The following is a 20687-nucleotide window of genomic DNA, read 5'->3' on the forward strand; positions in this document are numbered from 1 at the left end:
GCCATCGCAGGCAAGCCAGCTCCCACATTAGATCTCATATGGTTTGAGATTTGTGTTGGTTTCCGGGCTAGCATTGGCCCTTGTCTTCATCACCGTTCTTCGTTTCGGATAGCACTCCATGACCGCCCATAAAATTGGTTTCCTGATTTGGCCCAGCACAAAAGCACTGACGCTTGCGCTGGCTGAGGAGGCTTTGCGCGTTGCTCAGCGGGTGCATCCGGACGTGGTGTACGAACTGTCGTTTTTGCAGGCCGAACCGCGCACCGAGGGCGACTGGCAATTGCCGGGCGAGCCCTGGGCCGGCAAGCTCGAAGGTTTCCAGAAGCTGTTCCTGCTGGCGGACGAACCGCCGACCGTCATCGCCTCCCAGCTCAGCAGCGCGCTCAAGCAGCTTGTGCGGGCTGGCTGTGTGATTGGTGGCTTGTCGGCGGGCGTGTATCCCTTGGCTCAGTTGGGTCTGCTCGATGGCTACCGCGCCGCCGTGCATTGGCGCTGGCAGGATGACTTCGCCGAGCGTTTCCCCAAGGTGATCGCCACCAGCCACCTGTTCGACTGGGACCGCGACCGCCTGACGGCCTGTGGCGGCATGTCGGTACTCGACCTGTTGCTGGCGGTGTTGGCCCGTGATCACGGCGCCGAACTGGCGGGTGCGGTCTCCGAAGAACTGGTGGTGGAGCGCATCCGCGAAGGCGGCGAGCGCCAGCGCATCCCCCTGCAAAACCGCCTGGGTTCCAGCCATCCGAAGCTGACCCAGGCCGTGCTGCTGATGGAAGCCAATATCGAAGAGCCGCTGACCACCGACGAAATCGCCCAGCATGTGTGCGTGTCACGACGACAACTCGAGCGCATCTTCAAGCAATACCTCAACCGCGTTCCCAGCCAGTATTACCTGGAACTGCGCCTGAACAAGGCGCGCCAGATGCTGATGCAAACCAGCAAGTCGATCATCCAGATCGGCTTGTCGTGCGGCTTCTCCTCGGGGCCGCACTTCTCCAGCGCCTACCGCAACTTCTTTGGCGCCACTCCGCGTGAAGACCGCAACCAGCGGCGCAGCAGCAGCCCGTTTGAATTGTCGTCGGTGCCGTCCGAGCGCGGTTGAGTGGCCTTTATTGTTCGGTTTCTTCTTCTGATGCGTCGGTTGACGACGTTGGGCTGAGTTGCGCGCGTTGCCTGACCTCCGGGATGCCAAAGTCCACGGCGGTGCGGTTGTAATACGGCACCAGCAGGGTGATCGTTTCAGGCGAGAACGTGTTGCCGCCGAGAACAAAACTTTTGGCCCGGTCCGGCTCCACCTCAAGCAGGTCGGTGGGAAGCTCGGTTATCCGGTTGTTTCTCAGGTCCAGTTGATCGAGGGATGGCAGGTTGAACGTCCCGTTGGGCACCTCGGTAAGGCCGGCATTTTCGATGAACAGGCTGGTTAACCCGGACATCTTGCTGACGTCGGGCGTGATGCCCAAGGGGTTGCCACTGAGGTCCAGGTACTCAAGGTTTTGCAGGTCGCTCAAGGCGTCGGCGCTGGTTGCCGTCAACTGCATACGGCTATGGGACATGATCAGTGTCTTGAGCTTGGGCAGCTTGAACACATCGGCAGGAATGTCCGGCAGGGCATAACGATGGATGTGCAGGGTTGCCAGGTTGGGGAAACGCACAAGAAAGCCTTCGGGGATTGAGGTGGCTTGCTCTCCTCTCAACTCCAGCTTTGTCACATGTTTAAAGTCCACATTCAGCACCGGTAAATCGCCGAATAACGGTAGTTTTACCGCCATTTCATGGTCGGTGGTCGGCGACTCCTGGCTTGAATCCAGGCGGGTCTCCCGTCGCCAGCTTTTTTCCAGCAAGGCCTTGAGCCGGTGGCGAAGCAGTTGCTGTTGTGCTCGCACGCCTTCGTCCATGGGCGTGTCTATGAACGGGTAGCGGTCAGGTATATCCAGTGCCCACGCCTGCACGTCTGTTTGCAGTCGTTCGTAGTCGGCTTTCAAGCGCACGAGTGCGGGCATTGAGTCATCCAGCCCACCGGGTAACCTGAAAATAAAATTATTGGCCTCGTCGTCAGTGAAGGTGGGGTAAAGCTCATTGACCAGGCGGCGCTCGAAGGGGTTGGCGTCTGCGCCGAAGTGTTCGCCGGTTCTCTGGCAATAGCGTTTGATCTTTTCCAGGGTGGCGCGTGAAAGGGGATTGCCCGACAAGTCAAACGCTCTGGCTCGTTCGGCGGGCAGGCTGAACAGGGCCTCCGGCAGCCTGCTCAGGTAGTTGCCGCTGAGGTCGGCGCTCGTGAGCTGAGGGCGATTGATAAGGTGTTCGGGGAATAGTGAAATGTGCGTCTGGCTGAGGTTCAGCGTCTGCAGCTCAGGCATTTGCCCAAGGTTGGGGGAAAGTGACAGCTGGAAGTTGCGGGAAAGGTCCAGGCTTCTCAATTGGCTCAAAGTGGCCAGTTGTGCGCGGGTCTGTGTGGTCAGGTTGAGGTTGCAATTGCTCAGCGTCAGACGATTGAGTTGGGGGTACGCCATGACCTCGGGAGGCAGCGTATTGAGCGCTATATCGCTCATCTCCAGAATGCGCAGATTGGGAAAGTGGGCCAAAAAGGCGGGAGCGCCCTGGGTGGTGTGATAACCCTTCAAGCTCAGGTGGGCGATGTGATCGAAGTTGGCGTTGATGGTGGGCAGTTCGCCGTACAAGGGCGCGTTGAGTTGCAAGTGGCGGCCAGGGGCAAATTCGCTGTCCTGCGGGATCTCGTGTCGCCAGGCACGGAGCAGTTGGTGGGTCCAGATCCAGCGATGGAGTTTCTCTTCGGCAACCGTTGAGGAAAAAAGCGGTACGTCGGTGTTGAGGAACGTTTGGGACAGGTTGGAGCGCCAGGTCGCCAGGTCGGTTTCCAGCTGTGAGTATTCATTTTTCAAATAGTGCAGCGTCTGCAGGGGCGAGCCGGGGTGGGTTCGCATGACGCTCAGTACATAGTTCACTTCTGCCGGGTCGAGGCTGGGGTACAGATCATGTAATAACAGCGCCTCAGGGGTGCTGCTGTGATCAGCGGCGCTGGCGTTGTAACCCTCCATGCCGCCGGGCAGGCGCATCAGCCTGGGGTCGTAAAAGGGCTTGCGCACAGGCGTTGCTGCCAGCAGCTCCCCCAGCGGCTCACGGGCCAGCGCGTACTGACGCAAGGTCTGTTTCAGCAGTGGGCCTTGGCCAATGTGGATACCCAGCGCGTTGCGTTGCGCGTCGGGCAGTGCCTGGAGCACGGCGGTATAGAGGTCGGTTTCGCCGAACAGGGTGCCCTTGCCGTCTTCGGGCACATAATCACCGTCGATCGTGCGCACCAAGGTGCGCTGGATTGGTGCCTGCAGCGGGCCGATGGTGTCCCGTACCGTACCGGTGCGGCTGAAGTCGCGCACTTCAAGGCACACCTGTGGCGACCAGCCCGGCAGTTTTTCCAGCGAGTGCAGCGCGAGTCGTTGTGTGTCGCTGCTTTCCAGGGCATCCATGTACAAGCCTTCGTACGCTCGGCTGATCCTGGCCTGGTGCGCGGCCCAGCGTGCACGCTCCGCCAGGTGCGCTGGCAGGTTGCCTTGATCCATGGCCAGCAAGTCTTGGCCGCTGGCGCCGAACAGCACCTCGCGCGCCGCACTGGTGGGCAGGCCGGGCGCATTGTCGATGAGTTTTTGCTGGCGCGGGTCATCGGTGGTTTCCAGCCCTCGGTAGCGCGAGTCAAACAATGAAGCGCGCTTGGCCTGGGCTTGGCGTGCCAGTTGTTTACGCAGTTTGGCCGCGCGCACAGACAGGTGGGCGGCAGGCGTACCGAAGGCTTCCTCAAGCAGGGTTTTGCGTTCCGATTCGTCCAGGGTTTCCAGCAGGGTTTTGAGCAAGTCACCGTTTTTCATCTGGGCTTCATGGACTTGCGCCACCGCCGAGTTTTCCTGGCCTTTATGCTCCCAGACGGTCTCACCTTTGGCGTTGAGAAAGCGCAAGGTCTTGGTCTCGGGCCAAAGGCCCGTCTGGCTCAGCAGCCACAGTTGGGTTTGAGGGTCGGCTTTTTGGTACTGCACAGGGTCGTCGCTGCTCATCTGGTCGATAAAGTCTTGCAGCTGCTGGTCAATAGCGACGCGCTTGAGGGTGTCAGCCAGCAGTGGCGGCGTGGGCTGACGGTCCATATGCAGCTTGCGCAGGGCGGCATCCTCGGAGCCGCTGATGCGATGCGCCCACTCCAGCCGCGCCTCACTGAGGGTGTCAGCGGGTGGGCCGAGTCGACGCAGCAAGGTGCTGCGATCCCAGGTCAACGGGCGATCTGCCGCTGTCAGCCAGGCGCCCTGGCCATTGCTGTTGATGGGCGGGCGATACGCGTGTGCACGGCTGGGATGGGCAAGAAAGGCGCTGCCCGATTCCTGCTGGATGGAGAAGTGTTGCCCATTGAGGGCCAGCACCTGTTTGTCCGCATGGGCATGCAGCCCCTCGTTATTGGGGCGCGATTCAGGCGGCAGTTGAATGTCATGGGCGTAGGGCGCCAGGTCGGGCCTCCACAGGCGGGTCTTGCCGTCGGTTGTGACCGGGGTGAGCGCGTCAAAAAAGCTCCACAGCTGTGCGGGCAGTGCCGGTCGCAGCAACCCTTCGGCAATCGGTGCGCCGGTTGCGAACAGGCCCAGTTGCACCATTTGCTCGAGGATCGACATCAAGTGCCCGAAGGCCTCGCGCTTGAGCCCTTCGGCCCAATCGACGATGCCCTCGAATGCGTCGTCGAGCAGTTGGTAGGCGGTGTAGCCCAGCATCAGCGCGCCCAGGGGCGGCAGAAAAGGGGTCACGATAAAGGCGGCGACTTCGAAAATGGCCTTAGCGACCTTCTGCACAGCGTCCCAGCGTTGCCAGCGTGCCTTGCTGTCGGCGTCTGCGGTGGGGACGGCGATCACCCGCGCGTCATTGAGCAGCTTGTCGAGCTTGGCCTCGTAGAGGTGTTCGTAAAGCCCACCGGTGATTTTTGTCGCATAAAACTGCAGGTTGGGGCGGGTCACAGGTTCATCGCGCCAGATGGGGCGCGGGTCGCCGGGCTGCGGCGAGTGCCAGACGACCTTGGACAGTCGGCTGTTGAGGTCTGCAAAGAAGTAGCCACGCTGTTCATGGTTGACGAAGCGGCTGAAAAACGCCTGGTAGTCGGTGTCGCGCAGCTTGTCGGCCAGGTCGCGCATGAACGCGGTGCCATCGGCGTAATACTTGAGGGGCGCCAGTGGGTCGCCCGGAATGTACGCCACCATGGGCACTGCGCTCTGGTGCAGTTCCAGGTCGGCGGCGAACAGGACGATGCCGGTCAGCGGTGCGCCCATCAGGCTCAGGTCGTGGTTGAGCAGGATCTTGCCCTGGAGTGTCAAGCCGCTGATGCCGTCCAGTTGTGCCTGGAGTGTGCGCAGCGTCGATTCGTTCGCGTCTTTTTTCAGGCGCGCCATGTGCACGCAGGTTTGCGCCTCGGCTTTGAGATTGGCGATCACCTTGCTGCGCAGCGATGCCTGCAGCGTGGTGTTCTGGAAGCCGAAAAAGCCTTTGAGGTAGCGTTGGTACTGCGCGCCGATGTCCAGCTCGCGGCACAGTCCGACGAATTGCGCGATGCTGATTTTTTCGGTGACAGCGGGCAGGGTGTCGAATTGCCCAGCGGCTGAGGGTTGGGTGACGAAGGTGGAGTCGGTGGTGTAAGCGGCTTTTTCGCCTTCGGCGGCGTCGAAATTGTGCAGCGCTGCGTCCACCAGCGACACGGTCCAGGCCTTGACGCCTCCCGAGTCCACAGGGAACAACGGTATCGTCAAGGGTGCGTAGAGGCGCAGGTAAGTGGCGCTGACATCCAGCTCAAGGCCAAAGCGCGACTTGAGTTCCTGTTGCAGCAAGGGCGCCGCGAACGCTTGCGGCGTCTGCAGCGCCGCCAGGGCGCTGTCGAGCTGATTTTGCGCGGCCCAGTGCTCGGCCATGGCTTGCTGCAGGGGCGCTTGTTGCTGGCGGCGGGTGTCGGCCTGCCAATCGGCAAATTCAAGCGGGGTGCTTTTCAAGGTCTCGCGCCGTGCGCTTGAGGCGTTGCCCAACCATTGCGGCAGGCGGGTGTGAACCCCGGCGGGCACCCTCTCGGCGGCGCGGGTGAGGTGTGGGATGAGCGTGGTTTGAGTCAGGGTGGTCACGGGGCTGATCCTTCAGTGAGTGGCGTCCCCGACATCACAGCAAGCCTGATCGGCGCCAGGGAGGCAGATAGTTAATGCAACCGGCTAAAATCAACCGGCAACGCCCCTGCCTCTGAAGCGACGCAGCGTTTAAACTGCGCCATTGCGACGCTATTTGTCGCATTGGCGTAAACCCGCCAAAAACGCGGGTTGGCGCTATAAGAAGTTGTCGCTTGGCGGCAAGGCCGCACTGAAAACTGTCCTTACAATCCCTGCATCGCCCGCCAGTTCCAGGCAGGCGTTCCTCTTCAGGAGACTCCGATGTCCGTTGAGCAAGCCCCGGTGCAACGTGCCGATTTCGACCAGGTGATGGTGCCTAACTACGCACCTGCCGCCTTTATCCCCGTGCGTGGCGCAGGTTCGCGCGTGTGGGACCAGGCCGGTCGCGAGCTGATCGACTTTGCCGGCGGCATCGCGGTTAACGTATTGGGCCATGCCCACCCGGCGCTGGTCGGTGCACTGACCGAACAGGCCAACAAGCTGTGGCACGTCTCCAACGTGTTCACCAATGAGCCGGCCCTGCGCCTGGCGCACAAGCTGATCGATGCCACCTTTGCCGAGCGCGTGTTCTTCTGCAACTCCGGCGCCGAAGCCAACGAGGCCGCATTCAAGCTGGCCCGTCGTGTCGCGTTCGACCGTTTCGGCACCGAGAAGTACGAGATCATCGCCGCGCTGAACAGCTTCCACGGCCGTACCCTGTTCACCGTCAACGTCGGTGGCCAGTCCAAGTACTCCGATGGTTTCGGGCCTAAAATCACCGGCATCACCCACGTGCCTTATAACGACCTGGCTGCGCTCAAAGCCGCCGTGTCGGACAAGACCTGCGCCGTGGTGCTGGAGCCGATCCAGGGCGAAGGCGGCGTATTGCCAGCCGAGCTGGCTTACCTGCAAGGCGCCCGCGAACTGTGCGACGCCAATAACGCGCTGCTGGTGTTCGACGAAGTGCAAACCGGCATGGGCCGCAGCGGCCACCTGTTCGCCTACCAGCATTACGGCGTGACGCCGGACATCCTCACCAGCGCCAAGAGCCTGGGCGGTGGTTTCCCGATCGCAGCCATGCTGACCCGTGAAGACCTGGCCAAGCACCTGGTGGTCGGCACCCACGGCACCACTTACGGCGGCAACCCGCTGGCGTGTGCGGTGGCTGAAGCGGTGATCGACGTGATCAACACCCCAGAAGTGCTGGCTGGCGTGAATGCCAGGCACGACCTGTTCAAGGCGCGCCTGGAACAGATCGGTAAGCAATATGGCATTTTCACCGAAGTGCGCGGCATGGGCCTGCTGATCGGTTGTGTGCTGAGCGATGCATTCAAAGGCAAAGCCAAGGACGTGTTCAACGCGGCCGAAAAAGAAAACCTGATGATCCTGCAAGCCGGCCCTGACGTGGTGCGTTTCGCCCCGAGTCTGGTGGTGGAAGAGGCGGACATCAACGAAGGCCTGGACCGCTTCGAACGTGCTGTGAAGACGCTGACGCAAGCGTGATGGACCGTTCGGTGCCTGGCGATCCGGGTGCCGAACAAAAATTCTAAAGGCCGGACCGGATCAAATGTGGGACCTGCTTGTGTGGCGAGGGAGCTTGCTCCCGCTGGGGTGCGAAGCGCTCCCAACATCTTGGGGCCGCTGCGCAGCCCAGCGGGAGCAAGCTCCCTCGCCACACAAGCCCACTTACACGCTGTGTTGATTCAAAACCTGTCCGGCATTTTTCCCTCTGTGAGTTTTTCGAGTTAAGGAGTGACACCATGCTGGTGATGCGCCCCGCGCAAATGGCTGATCTGGGCGAGGTACAGCGTCTGGCTGCGGACAGCCCGATTGGTGTCACCTCCTTGCCGGACGATGTTGAACGCCTGAGCGACAAGATCGCCGCCAGCGAAGCGTCCTTCGCGGCCGAGGTGAGTTTCAACGGTGAAGAAAGCTATTTCTTCGTGCTCGAAGACACCGAGACCGGCAAGCTTGCCGGCTGTTCGGCCATCGTCGCCTCGGCCGGTTACTCGGAGCCGTTCTACAGCTTCCGTAACGAGACCTTCGTGCACGCTTCCCGCGAGCTGAAGATCCACAACAAGATCCACGTGCTTTCCCAGTGCCACGACCTCACCGGCAACAGCCTGCTCACCAGTTTCTACGTGCAGCCTGCGCTGGTCGGTTCGCCGTGGTCGGAACTCAATTCCCGTGGCCGCCTGCTGTTCGTCGCCAGCCACCCCGAGCGCTTTGCCGACTCGGTGGTGACCGAAATCGTCGGCTACAGCGACGAGAACGGTGACTCGCCGTTCTGGGACGCCATCGGCCGCAACTTCTTCGACCTCAACTACGCTGCCGCCGAGCGCCTGTGCGGGCTTAAAAGCCGCACCTTCCTCGCCGAGCTGATGCCGCATTACCCGATCTACGTGCCGCTGTTGCCGGACGAAGCCCAGGAAGCCATGGGCCAAGTGCACCCGCGTGCGCAGATCACCTTCGACATTCTCATGCGCGAAGGCTTCGAGACCGACCACTACATCGACATCTTCGACGGTGGCCCGACGTTGCACGCACGGGTCTCGGGCATTCGCTCGATCGCCCAGAGCCGTGTGGTGCCGGTAAAAATCGGCGAGATGGTCAAGGGTGTCGGTCGCCAGTACCTGGTGAGCAACGCGCAGTTGCAGGATTACCGTGCGGTGATGCTGGAGCTGGACTACGCGCCGGGCAAGCCAGTGACCCTGGACCTGGAAGCGGCCGAAGCGTTGGGCGTCGGCGAAGGCGCGAGTGTGCGCCTGGTGGCTGTTTAAGACTGAGTTTCGCGGGTGGCTGGTAACAGCGGCCCGTCTGAGGAGATAGCATGATCGTTCGTCCCGTACGCAGCAGCGATTTACCGGCCCTGATTGATCTGGCGCGCAGCACCGGCACCGGCCTCACCACCTTGCCGGCCAACGAAGAGCGCCTGACCCACCGGGTGGGCTGGGCGGAAAAAACCTTCCGTGGCGAAGCCGGGCGGGGCGATGCCGACTACCTGTTCGTGCTGGAAAACGACGAAGGCCGTGTGGTGGGTATTTCTGCCATTGCCGGTGCCGTCGGCTTGCGTGAGCCCTGGTACAACTTCCGGGTCGGCCTGACCGTCAGCGCCTCCCAGGAACTGAACATTTACCGCGAGATTCCGACGCTGTTCCTGGCCAACGACCTCACCGGCAATTCCGAATTGTGCTCGTTGTTCCTGCACGCCGATTACCGCACCGGCCTTAACGGCCGCATGCTGGCCAAGGCGCGCATGCTGTTTATCGCCGAGTTCCCGCAGCTGTTCGGCAACAAGATCATTGCCGAGATGCGTGGCGTGTCCAACGATGCCGGGCGCTCGCCGTTCTGGGAGAGCCTGGGCCGGCACTTCTTCAAGATGGAGTTCAGCCAGGCGGATTACCTCACCGGCGTGGGCAACAAGGCGTTTATCGCTGAGCTGATGCCCAAGTTTCCGCTGTACAGCTGCTTCCTGTCGGAAGACGCGCGCAATGTGATCGGCAAGGTCCACCCGGACACCGAGCCTGCATTGAGCATGCTCAAGAGTGAAGGCTTCAGCTACCAGGGCTATGTCGATATTTTCGACGCCGGCCCGGCGGTGGAGTGTGAAACCAGCAAAATCCGTGCGGTGCGTGACAGCCAATCGCTGGTGTTGGCCATCGGCACGCCGGGGGACGACGCCACGCCGTTCCTGATCCATAACCGCAAGCGCGAGGAGTGCCGTATTACCGCCGCTCCGGCCCGGCTGGCGGCAGGCACTTTGGTGGTCGATCCGCACACCGCCAAACGCCTGCAACTGGTGGTGGGTGATCAAGTGCGCGCTGTTGCGTTGTCTGCTGCTCGGGAGTCGAAATAATGAATTCGTTGTATATCGCAGGTAGCTGGCTGGCTGGCCAGGGTGAACTGTTTGAGTCGCGCAACCCGGTGACCCAGCAGGTGTTGTGGACTGGCAACGGCGCCACCGCCGAGCAGGTTGAGTCGGCCGTGCAAGCCGCGCGCCAGGCGTTTCCAGGCTGGGCGCGCCGCCCGCTGGAAGAACGCATCAGCGTGCTGGAAACCTTCGCCGCCACCTTGAAAAGCCGCGCCGATGAAATCGCCCGTTGCATCGGTGAAGAAACCGGCAAGCCCCTGTGGGAGTCGGCCACCGAAGTCACCAGCATGGCCAACAAGATTGCCATCTCGGTGCAAAGCTACCGCGAGCGTACCGGCGAGAAGAGCGGCCCATTAGGCGATGCCACGGCCGTATTGCGTCACAAGCCCCACGGTGTGGTGGCGGTGTTCGGCCCGTACAACTTCCCTGGCCATTTGCCGAACGGGCATATCGTCCCGGCCTTGCTGGCGGGTAACACGGTGCTGTTCAAACCGAGCGAGCTGACCCCCAAAGTCGCCGAGCTGACCGTGCAATGCTGGGTCGAAGCCGGTTTGCCGGCGGGCGTGTTGAACCTGCTGCAAGGCGCGCGGGAAACCGGTATGGCCCTGGCGGCCAACCCAGGCATTGACGGGTTGTTCTTCACCGGCTCCAGCCGTACCGGCAATCAGCTGCACCAGCAGTTCTCCGGGCGCCCGGACAAGATCCTGGCCCTGGAAATGGGCGGCAACAACCCACTGGTGGTCGACGAAGTGGCCGACGTGGACGCAGCGGTCTACACCATTATTCAGTCGGCGTTTATTTCGGCTGGCCAGCGTTGCACCTGTGCCCGTCGTTTGCTGGTGCCGCAAGGCGCCTGGGGCGATGCGTTGCTGGCGCGTCTGGTGGCGGTCAGCGCGACGATTGCAGTCGGTGCATTCGATCAACAGCCGGCGCCGTTCATGGGCTCGGTGATTTCCCTCGGCGCAGCCAAAGCCTTGATGGACGCCCAGGAGCGGATGCTGGCCAATGGCGCTGTGGCCCTGCTGGAAATGACTCAGCCGCAGGCGCAGGCCGCGTTGCTGACGCCGGGCATCATCGACGTGACTGGCGTGAGCGAGCGCGAGGATGAAGAACTGTTCGGCCCCTTGCTGCAAGTGATCCGCTACGCTGATTTTGCCGGGGCGATTGCCGAGGCCAACAACACTCAATATGGCCTGGCGGCGGGTTTGTTGTCGGATTCCGAAGCGCGCTACCAGCAGTTCTGGCTGGAAAGCCGTGCCGGTATCGTCAACTGGAACAAACAGCTGACCGGCGCTGCCAGTACTGCGCCGTTCGGCGGTGTGGGCGCCTCGGGCAACCACCGCGCCAGCGCCTATTACGCGGCGGATTATTGCGCGTACCCGGTGGCGTCGCTGGAGACCCCGAGTTTGGTGGTCCCGGCAACGCTGACGCCAGGGGTAACGCTAATCTAAATGTGGGTGCGGCCCATGTGGGAGCGGGCTTGCTCGCGAATACGGTGTGTCAGTCAATACATCTGGCGACTGAACCACCGCTTTCGCGAGCAAGCCCGCTCCCACACAAGCCCGCTCCCACAGTTGATTTGTGGTGTGTTCAAGTAATTTGATGCCTATAAAAACAGATGTTCGTGGAGCCTCGCCGATGAAATCCTGTGAAGTCAATTTTGACGGTCTAGTGGGGCCGACCCATAACTACGGCGGTTTGTCCTACGGCAACGTCGCGTCCCAGAGCAACAGCCAGCAGTCTTCGAACCCCAAGGAAGCGGCGTTGCAGGGCCTGCAGAAAATGAAGGCCCTGATGGACATGGGCTTTGTGCAAGGCGTGCTGGCGCCGCAAGAGCGCCCGGATGTGGCGGCCTTGCGCAACCTCGGTTTTGGCGGCACTGACGCCCAAGTGATCCAGCAAGCCGCCAAGCACGCCATGCCGTTGCTGGTGGCCAGCTGCTCGGCGTCGAGCATGTGGGTGGCCAACGCCGCCACGGTCAGCCCGAGTGCCGACACCGCGGATGGCCGCGTGCATTTCACCGCCGCCAACCTCAACTGCAAATACCACCGCAGCATCGAGCACCCGACCACCAGCCGTGTGCTGGGGGCGATGTTTGCCGATGGCAAGCACTTCGCCCATCACGCCGCGTTGCCGGCGGTGGCGCAGTTCGGCGATGAGGGCGCCGCCAACCACACGCGTTTTTGCCGTGAATACGGCGAGGCCGGGGTTGAGTTTTTCGTGTTCGGCCGCAGTGCGTTCGACACCCGTTACCCGGCCCCACAAAAATACCCGGCGCGCCAGACCCTTGAAGCGTCCCAGGCGGTTGCACGCCTGCACGGTTTGAAAGATGACGGCGTGGTGTACGGCCAGCAGAACCCGGCGGTGATCGATGCCGGTGTGTTCCACAATGACGTGATCGCGGTGGGCAACGGCGAAGTGCTGTTCTATCACGAGGACGCGTTCCTCAATACCGAGCAGATGCTCGCCGAACTGCAAGGCAAGTTGGGCAAGCTGGGGGGCAACTTCCAGTCGGTGTGTGTGCCGCGTGCCCAGGTCAGCGTCGAGGACGCGGTGCGTTCCTACCTGTTCAACAGCCAGTTGCTGACCCGCGCCGACGGCTCGATGCTGCTGATCGTGCCGGAAGAATGCCGCGCCAACGAGCGTGTCTGGCAGTACCTGCAAGGCCTGACCGCCTCCGGTGGGCTGATCCGCGAAGTGAAAGTGTTCGACCTCAAGCAAAGCATGCAGAACGGCGGTGGCCCGGCGTGCCTGCGCTTGCGCGTGGCCTTGAATGAAACGGAACTGGCGGCGGTGAACCCAGGCGTTATCATGACCGCGCCGTTGTACGAAACCCTGACCCAATGGGTCGACAAGCACTACCGCGACAGCCTGCGTGAAAGCGACCTGGCTGACCCGCAATTGCTGCTTGAGTGCCGGACGGCACTGGATGAACTGACGCAAATCCTTAAACTGGGCTCGGTTTATCCTTTCCAGATCAATTAAATCTGCCTCTTTTTACACCCTATGCTGAGAACAATTTATGACCACCGACACCCTGAAACTGATCCTTGAAGACACCGACGGCACCCAGCTGGAAACCTCCTGCACCCGCGTCGCCGTGGTGTGGCAGGGCAAGGAAATCTGGATCCAGCACGACGGCCGTGGCCAGCTGCTGATCGGCGTGGACGTGGAAGAGGGTGACGCCGAATACGCCAACCTGCTGATGCGCCCGCTGGCCACCAACCTGATGAGCCTGCAATTGGAAATGGAACCGGCCGACGTTGAAGGTGATGACGACGATCACGTTCACGGCCCTGGCTGCAACCACTAAGGAAGCTGCTTATGCTAGCCCTCGGCAAACTGCTTGAACTGACCCTCGCCGGTCGTGAACCGGCGCAAAAAATTCAACTGACTGTCGACGGCGTGCAGATGCGCTGGCTCAGCGAAGGCGCGCTTGAAGTGCGCCCTCCGCTGGCATTGGACAGCGGCGGCGACCTGCTGCTGTCGTCCGGCATCCATGGCAACGAAACCGCGCCGATCGAATTGCTCGACCGCCTGTTGCATGGCATCGCCCGTGGGGAGATCAAACCCCGCCATCGTATTTTGTTCCTGTTCGGTAACCCCGAGGCCATGCGCCGCGGCGAGCGTTACCTGGAGCTGGACGTCAACCGGCTGTTCAATGGCCGTCACGAACAAAACATCGGCCCGGAGGCCATGCGCGCTGCCGAGCTTGAGCAGTTGGCTCGCAGCTTCTTCAGCCAGCCAGGCCGTTCGCGCCTGCATTACGACCTGCACACGGCCATTCGCGGTTCGAAGATCGAACAGTTCGCGCTGTACCCGTGGAAAGAAGGGCGCCAGCATTCGCGCCATGAGCTGGCGCGCCTGAACGCTGCCGGTATGCAGGCAGTGTTGCTGCAGAACAAAACCTCGATCACCTTCACCGCGTTTACCTACGAGCAACTGGACGCTGAGGCCTTTACCCTGGAATTGGGCAAGGCCCGGCCGTTCGGGCAAAACCAGGGCGTGGATGTGTCACGCCTGGAAACGCGCCTCAAGCAGATCATCGAGGGCAATGAACCCGAAACCGAGAGCCTCGATGGCCTGCAACTGTTTGCCGTCTCCCGCGAAGTGATCAAGCACAGTGATGCCTTCGTGCTGCACCTGCCGGCGGAGGTGGAAAACTTCTCGCCGTTGGCCAAGGGTTACCTGTTGGCCGAGGACGTGGCCAAGACCCGCTGGGTGATCGAGGAGGAGGGTGCGCGTATCATTTTCCCGAACCCGAAGGTCAAGAATGGTTTGCGAGCGGGGATATTGATTGTGCCGACCACGGATGCTGGGTTGGCTTAAATCTTAAGGCTTGCAGGGATCCAAATGTGGGAGCGGGCTTGCTCGCGAAGGCGGTCTGTCAGTCATTTATGTATTGACTGACACTGCGCTTTCGCGAGCAAGCCCGCTCCCACATTGGTTTTGTATTGTTGCTTAGACCGCTACAGCACGCGGCTCGCTGCGACGGATCGCACGCACCTTGTGCAGGGTGTCGGCGCAGGTGCGCGCGGCTTCCTGGCCTTTGTGCACGAAGTGCTCATAGAAGAAGGTGTGGTGCTCGCTGCCCGCGTGGAAGTGGTGCGGGGTCAGGGACACGGAGAATACCGGCACTTCGGTTTCCAGCTGAACCTGCATCAGGCCGCTGACCACCGATTGGGCGACGAATTCGTGACGGTAGATGCCACCGTCCACCACCAGCGCGGCGGCGACGATGCCGGCGTAACGGCCGGTCTTGGCCAGCAGCTTGGCGTGCAGAGGCATTTCAAAGGCGCCGCCGACTTCGAAGAAATCGATGTCCGATTCCTGGTAGCCCTGGGCGATCATTTCGGCGAGGAAGCCTTTGCGCGATTGGTCGACAATATCCTTGTGCCAGCAGGCCTGGATAAACGCGACGCGCTCGCCGTGGTGGTTTTTGCTTTTGCTGTCGATTGCGGTGGGTTGCATGTTCTGACTCCTGTTTAAGAAAAAAACAGGGCGTTATGAATCGAATGGGATTTCAAGGGTACGAACAGCGGCGTCAAGCAGGCATGAGTTCAGCGCGCGGCCCTTGGGTGCCAATCCCGTTCTCTCTTCATCCGGACTATGACCGTCGGCCCCGGGATCACACCGGGTCTGCTGACCTTGTCGCCGTCCTGCGTGAGCAGTTCGAGGCGCCAAGCGCTCGCGGGCTATGCACATTGCGTGCAATTACCGCCGGTGGGGAATTGCACCCCGCCCTGAGAACGTTGCCACCAGAACCCTGGCGGCGGAGAGTTTTTAACATGGTTTTTCAGAAACTGCACGATCGCCGTATCGATAACCTATATCGGTTTGTTTGGTTGGTATTCGATTGAATGCACGTGGGGCTTGATATTGCGTGGCTTTGCCCGCAGTAATCATCAATTCGACAACCCTGTTCAGAGGCCCGCGTATGACCGTCATAGACCTGCGCAGCGACACCGTGACCCAACCCACTGCCGGCATGCTCGATGCGATGGCCACTGCCGTCAGCGGTGATGATGTCTACGGTGAAGACCCGAGCGTCAACCTCCTGGAGGCCGAGCTGGCCAAGCGCCTGGGCTTCGCTGCGGCGTTGTTTGTGCCAACGGGCACCATGAGCAACCTGCTCGCCTTGATGGCTCACTGTGAGCGCGGCGAGGAATACATCGTCGGCCAGCAGGCCCACACCTACAAATACGAAGGCGGTGGCGCGGCGGTACTCGGCTCGATCCAGCCGCAGCCGCTGGAGGTGCAAGCCGACGGTTCGCTGGAACTGGACCACGTACTGGCGGCGATCAAGCCGGATGACTTCCACTTTGCCCGCACCCGCCTGTTGGCGTTGGAGAACACCATGCAGGGCAAGGTGCTGCCGCTGGCGTACCTGGCCAACGCGCGGGCGTTTACCCGTGAACACGGCCTGGCGTTGCACTTGGACGGCGCGCGACTCTACAACGCGGCGGTCAAGCTCGGCGTGGATGCGCGAGAGATTGCCCAGCATTTCGACTCGGTATCGGTGTGTCTGTCCAAAGGCCTCGGCGCGCCGATCGGCTCGGTGCTGTGCGGCTCCACGGCGTTGATCACCAAGGCGCGGCGCCTGCGCAAGATGGTCGGTGGCGGCATGCGCCAGGCCGGCTCGCTGGCGGCGGCGGGCTTGTATGCCCTGGATCATCAGGTGCAGCGTCTGGCGGATGACCATGCCAACGCCCAATGGCTGGGGGATGCGCTGCGCGACGCCGGCTTTGAGGTGGAGCCGGTACAAACCAATATGGTGTACGTGCAGATTGGCGATCAGGCCCAGGCGCTGAAGGCCTTTGCCGCCGAACGCGGGATCAAGTTGAGCGCCGCGCCACGTCTGCGCATGGTCACTCACCTGGATGTCAGCCGGGCGCAGATGGAGCGCGTGGTGCAGACATTTGTCGAGTTTTCCCGAAAATGATCGTGCAGACCGTCTAATTGACTGTTTCTATCACATAAACACGCTGTACCACCGGCAAAGGGCCGATATAATGCGGCCCTTTGCCGTCGCTCCGTCTGATGATGTTGCGCACTGGCCTTTGGCCGCAGACTCCGTGGAAGAACCTAATGAAAAGCGCAGAAATCCGTGAAGCCTTCCTTCGCTTCTTCGAAGAGCAAGGCCACACCCGTGTAGCCTCCAGCTCCTTGATCCCAGGCAATGACCCAACCCTGCTGTTCACCAACGCGGGGATGAACCAGTTCAAGGACTGCTTCCTGGGCCAGGAAAAGCGCGCCTACACCCGCGCCACCAGCAGCCAGAAGTGCGTACGCGCCGGCGGCAAGAACAGCGACCTGGAAAACGTCGGCTACACCGCCCGTCACCACACCTTCTTCGAGATGCTGGGTAACTTCAGCTTCGGCGACTATTTCAAGAAAGATGCGATTACCTTCGCCTGGACCTTCCTGACCGGCGTGTTGAAGCTGCCCAAGGAAAAGCTCTGGGTTACGGTCTACGCGACCGACGACGAAGCCTACGACATCTGGACCCAGCAAATTGGTGTGCCAGCCGAGCGCATGATTCGCATCGGCGACAACAAGGGCGCGCCTTACGCGTCCGACAACTTCTGGACCATGGGCGATACCGGCCCATGTGGCCCATGCACCGAGATTTTCTACGATCACGGCGCCGACATCTGGGGCGGCCCACCGGGCTCGCCGGAAGAAGACGGCGACCGTTACATCGAGATCTGGAACAACGTCTTCATGCAGTTCAACCGCACCGCCGATGGCGTGTTGCATCCGCTGCCGGCGCCGTCGGTGGACACCGGCATGGGCCTGGAGCGGATCAGTGCGGTGATGCAGCACGTGCATTCCAACTACGAAATCGACCTGTTCACCCACCTGCTGAGCGCCTCGGCTGCCGCCATTGGCTGCGCCAATGACAACCAGTCTTCGCTCAAGGTGGTGTCGGACCACATCCGTTCCTGCGGCTTCCTGATCGCCGACGGTGTGCTGCCGTCCAACGAAGGCCGTGGCTATGTGCTGCGCCGTATTATCCGTCGCGCCTGCCGTCACGGTAACAAGCTGGGCGCCACCGGCAGCTTCTTCTACAAGATCGTGGCCGCGCTGGTCGCCGAGATGGGCGATGCCTTCCCGGAACTCAAGCAGCAGCAAGCCAACATCGAGCGCGTGCTCAAGGCTGAAGAGGAGCAGTTCTCCAAGACCCTGGAGCACGGCCTGAAGATCCTCGAGCAAGACCTGGCTGAGCTTAAAGGTACCGTGGTGCCGGGCGACGTGGTGTTCAAGCTGTATGACACCTACGGTTTCCCGATGGACCTGACCGCCGATATCGCCCGTGAGCGCGAGCTGACCGTCGATGAGGCGGGTTTTGAGCGTGAGATGGAAGCCCAGCGTGTGCGTGCCCGTTCCGCCAGCTCCTTTGGCCTGGACTACAACACCTTGGTCAAGGTTGACGTACCCACCGAGTTCACCGGCTACGCGGCGACCGTGGGCGCGGCCAAGATCGTGGCCATCTACAAAGACGGCAAGTCGGTCGACGTATTGAGCGAAGGCGAAGAAGCGGTAGTCGTGCTGGACCAGACGCCGTTCTACGCCGAATCCGGTGGCCAGGTGGGTGACTGCGGTTTCCTCAGTTCGACCTCCGGGCGTTTTGAAGTGCGTGATACCACCAAGACCGGCGGCGCGTTCCTGCACCACGGTGTGCTGGTGTTGGGCAACCTGACGGTCGGTGCGCCGGTTGACACACAAGTCGATGCCGACCTGCGGCATGCAACTGCTTTGAACCATTCCGCCACTCACTTGCTGCACGCTGCGTTGCGCCAGGTATTGGGTGAGCACGTGCAGCAGAAGGGTTCGTTGGTGGACAGCCAGCGCTTGCGTTTCGACTTCAGCCACTTTGAAGCGATCAAGCCTGAGCAGATCAAGGCACTGGAAGACATCGTCAACGCCGAGATTCGCAAGAACACCCCGGTTGAAACCGAAGAAACCGACATCGAAACCGCCAGGAAGAAAGGCGCCATGGCGCTGTTTGGCGAGAAGTACGGCGACGAAGTGCGCGTACTGAGCATGGGCGGCAGCTTCTCGGTGGAACTGTGTGGCGGTATCCACGCCAACCGTACCGGCGATATCGGCCTGCTGAAAATCATCAGCGAAGGCGGTGTGGCCTCCGGTGTGCGTCGTATTGAAGCGGTCACCGGTGCTGCGGCCCTGGCCTACCTCAATGCGGCGGAAGAACAACTCAAGGAAGCGGCCGGCCTGGTCAAGGGCAGCCGTGACAACCTGATCGACAAGCTGTCGGCCGTACTGGAGCGCAACCGCGCACTGGAAAAACAGCTGGAGCAGTTGCAGGCCAAGGCGGCGAGCGCAGCGGGCGACGATCTGTCGGCCTCCGCGCTGGACGTCAAGGGCGTGAAAGTGCTGGCTGTGCGCCTGGACGGCCAGGACGGCAAGGCGCTGTTGGCCTTGGTCGATCAGTTGAAGAACAAGCTCGGCCGCGCAGTGATCCTGCTCGGCGGTGTCCATGAGGAAAAGGTCGTTCTGGTTGCCGGTGTAACCAAAGACCTGACTGGCCAACTCAAGGCCGGTGATTTAATGAAGCAAGCCGCTGCGGCAGTGGGCGGGAAGGGCGGTGGTCGTCCGGACATGGCGCAAGGCGGTGGTGTAGACGCAGGCTCCCTGGACGCGGCCCTGGCCCTGACCGTGCCGTTTGTCGAGGCCGGCATTTAAGGCACTGTTAACGGGCCCATGGTCTAGTCATGGGCTCGTTTGGGTGCTGGAAGATTTGTTTATTGGGCGCCCCTTTACGGGCTGAGGCGGCTTAGAAATGGCTTTGATCGTACAGAAATTTGGAGGCACTTCGGTCGGTTCCGTCGAAAGAATCGAGCAGGTCGCCGACAAGGTTAAGAAATTCCGCGACGCCGGCGATGACCTGGTGGTGGTGCTGTCGGCCATGAGCGGCGAGACCAATCGCCTGATCGATCTGGCCAAGGCAATCAGTGGTGATCAACAGCCGCTGCCGCGTGAGCTGGATGTGATCGTGTCCACCGGCGAGCAGGTGACCATCGCCTTGCTGGCCATGGCGCTGAACAAGCGTGGCGTGCCGGCGGTGTCCTACACGGGCAGCCAGGTGCGCATCCTCACCGACAGCGCGCATACCAAGGCTCGCATCCTGCAGATCGATGATCAGAAAATCCGCACAGATCTGAAAGCCGGCCGCGTGGTAGTTGTAGCAGGCTTCCAGGGTGTGGACGAGCAGGGCAACATCACGACCCTCGGGCGTGGCGGTTCGGATACCACCGGTGTGGCACTGGCAGCGGCGCTCAAGGCCGATGAATGCCAGATCTATACTGACGTGGACGGCGTGTACACCACCGACCCACGTGTGGTGTCCGTGGCCCAGCGCCTGGACAAGATCACCTTTGAAGAGATGCTGGAAATGGCCAGCCTCGGTTCCAAGGTGTTGCAGATCCGCGCGGTGGAGTTCGCCGGCAAGTACAACGTTCCGCTGCGCGTATTGCACAGCTTCAAAGAGGGTCCGGGCACCCTCATTACTATTGATGAAGAGGAATCCATGGAACAGCCGATCATTTCCGGCATCGCTTTCAACCGCGATGAAGCCAAGCTGACGATCCGTGGCGTGCCAGACACCCCGGGCGTGGCCTTCAAGATCCTCGGCCCTATCAGCGGCGCGAACATTGAAGTCGACATGATCGTGCAGAACGTTTCGCACGATAACACCACCGATTTCACCTTCACCGTGCACCGCAACGAGTACGATGCAGCCGAGCGTATCCTGCAGAACACTGCGAGCGAGATTGGCGCCCGTGAAGTGGTCGGCGACACCAAGATTGCCAAGGTGTCGATCGTGGGCGTGGGCATGCGTTCCCATGCCGGCGTTGCCAGCCGCATGTTCGAGGCGCTGGCCAAGGAAAGCATCAACATCCAGATGATCTCCACCTCGGAAATCAAAGTCTCGGTGGTGATTGAGGAGAAGTACCTGGAGCTGGCTGTACGCGCGCTGCACACCGCTTTTGAGCTGGACGCGCCGGCGCGACAAGGCGAGTAAGGCAATGCCAGGAAGGCGCGGTTTACCGCGCCTTTCATTTTTTTGTGGGGCGCATGGTCTTTTGCGTGCGCTCGACAATACTTAGGCCGTTAGGGCTATGGCCGTCAGG

At 61.3% G+C, this 20687-nt stretch carries 13 protein-coding genes and 1 riboswitch; of the genes, 11 read left to right on the forward strand and 2 right to left on the reverse strand.

Translation table 11 applies throughout. The features are described 5' to 3' along the window. The first annotated feature begins 118 nt into the window (after window positions 1–118). A complete protein-coding gene (locus QF043_RS05355) occupies window positions 119–1099 on the forward strand; it encodes a GlxA family transcriptional regulator (protein WP_056861681.1) in 981 nt (326 codons plus the stop codon). 7 nt (window positions 1100–1106) lie between these two features. Here QF043_RS05355 and QF043_RS05360 read toward each other — a convergent pair whose 3' ends face one another. Further along, window positions 1107–6143, reverse strand: coding sequence for a leucine-rich repeat domain-containing protein (locus tag QF043_RS05360; RefSeq protein ID WP_307417740.1), 5037 nt, complete (start codon window positions 6141–6143; stop codon window positions 1107–1109). Between the two features lie 300 nt (window positions 6144–6443). On the opposite strand from QF043_RS05360, the gene QF043_RS05365 reads away from it, so the two are divergent. The 7 genes from QF043_RS05365 to astE all read left to right on the forward strand — a co-directional run bounded on the left by QF043_RS05365 (window position 6444) and on the right by astE (window position 14361). Beyond that, the gene (locus tag QF043_RS05365) at window positions 6444–7664 is read left to right on the forward strand and encodes an aspartate aminotransferase family protein (RefSeq protein WP_307417741.1); all 1221 of its coding nucleotides are present in this window, start codon (window positions 6444–6446) and stop codon (window positions 7662–7664) included. Window positions 7665–7921: 257 nt separating this feature from the next. Beyond that, entirely contained in the window at window positions 7922–8941 is a 1020-nt protein-coding gene (aruF, locus tag QF043_RS05370; protein ID WP_017138424.1) for an arginine/ornithine succinyltransferase subunit alpha, read from the forward strand. Window positions 8942–8991: 50 nt separating this feature from the next. Then, window positions 8992–10017, forward strand: coding sequence for an arginine N-succinyltransferase (gene astA, locus QF043_RS05375; protein WP_056861677.1), 1026 nt, complete (start codon window positions 8992–8994; stop codon window positions 10015–10017). After that, on the forward strand, window positions 10014–11483 hold the full coding sequence (astD, locus tag QF043_RS05380) for a succinylglutamate-semialdehyde dehydrogenase (RefSeq protein WP_307421312.1): 1470 nt from the start codon (window positions 10014–10016) through the stop codon (window positions 11481–11483). Before astA ends, astD begins: the two co-directional genes overlap by 4 nt. 187 nt (window positions 11484–11670) lie before the next feature. Beyond that, on the forward strand, window positions 11671–13017 hold the full coding sequence (gene astB, locus QF043_RS05385; RefSeq protein ID WP_305455027.1) for an N-succinylarginine dihydrolase: 1347 nt from the start codon (window positions 11671–11673) through the stop codon (window positions 13015–13017). A 37-nt stretch (window positions 13018–13054) separates the two neighbouring features. Continuing rightward, entirely contained in the window at window positions 13055–13345 is a 291-nt protein-coding gene (locus tag QF043_RS05390; RefSeq protein WP_003214319.1) for a hypothetical protein, read from the forward strand. 11 nt (window positions 13346–13356) lie between these two features. Continuing rightward, window positions 13357–14361 carry a succinylglutamate desuccinylase gene (gene astE, locus QF043_RS05395; protein WP_307417742.1) on the forward strand — a complete coding sequence of 335 codons (1005 nt, stop codon included), beginning with the start codon at window positions 13357–13359 and terminating at the stop codon, window positions 14359–14361. 132 nt (window positions 14362–14493) lie between these two features. Here the strand turns inward: astE and QF043_RS05400 are convergent, their stop codons facing one another. After that, window positions 14494–15003: a 6,7-dimethyl-8-ribityllumazine synthase gene (locus tag QF043_RS05400; RefSeq protein ID WP_003233516.1), complete on the reverse strand. Its 510-nt coding sequence runs from the start codon at window positions 15001–15003 to the stop codon at window positions 14494–14496. 114 nt (window positions 15004–15117) lie between these two features. Beyond that, window positions 15118–15287: riboswitch (FMN riboswitch) on the reverse strand. A 182-nt stretch (window positions 15288–15469) separates the two neighbouring features. Between QF043_RS05400 and ltaE the strand changes: the two genes are divergently transcribed. The 3 genes from ltaE to QF043_RS05415 all read left to right on the forward strand — a co-directional run bounded on the left by ltaE (window position 15470) and on the right by QF043_RS05415 (window position 20578). Next, a complete protein-coding gene (gene ltaE / locus QF043_RS05405) occupies window positions 15470–16474 on the forward strand; it encodes a low-specificity L-threonine aldolase (protein WP_307417743.1) in 1005 nt (334 codons plus the stop codon). A gap of 146 nt (window positions 16475–16620) precedes the next feature. After that, on the forward strand, window positions 16621–19239 hold the full coding sequence (gene alaS / locus QF043_RS05410) for an alanine--tRNA ligase (protein WP_307417744.1): 2619 nt from the start codon (window positions 16621–16623) through the stop codon (window positions 19237–19239). Window positions 19240–19336: 97 nt separating this feature from the next. Then, window positions 19337–20578 carry an aspartate kinase gene (locus tag QF043_RS05415; protein WP_056861669.1) on the forward strand — a complete coding sequence of 414 codons (1242 nt, stop codon included), beginning with the start codon at window positions 19337–19339 and terminating at the stop codon, window positions 20576–20578. The last annotated feature ends 109 nt before the right edge of the window (window positions 20579–20687 follow it).

The organism is Pseudomonas sp. W3I7 (assembly GCF_030816095.1).
Taxonomy (GTDB): Bacteria; Pseudomonadota; Gammaproteobacteria; order Pseudomonadales; family Pseudomonadaceae; genus Aquipseudomonas; species Aquipseudomonas salomonii.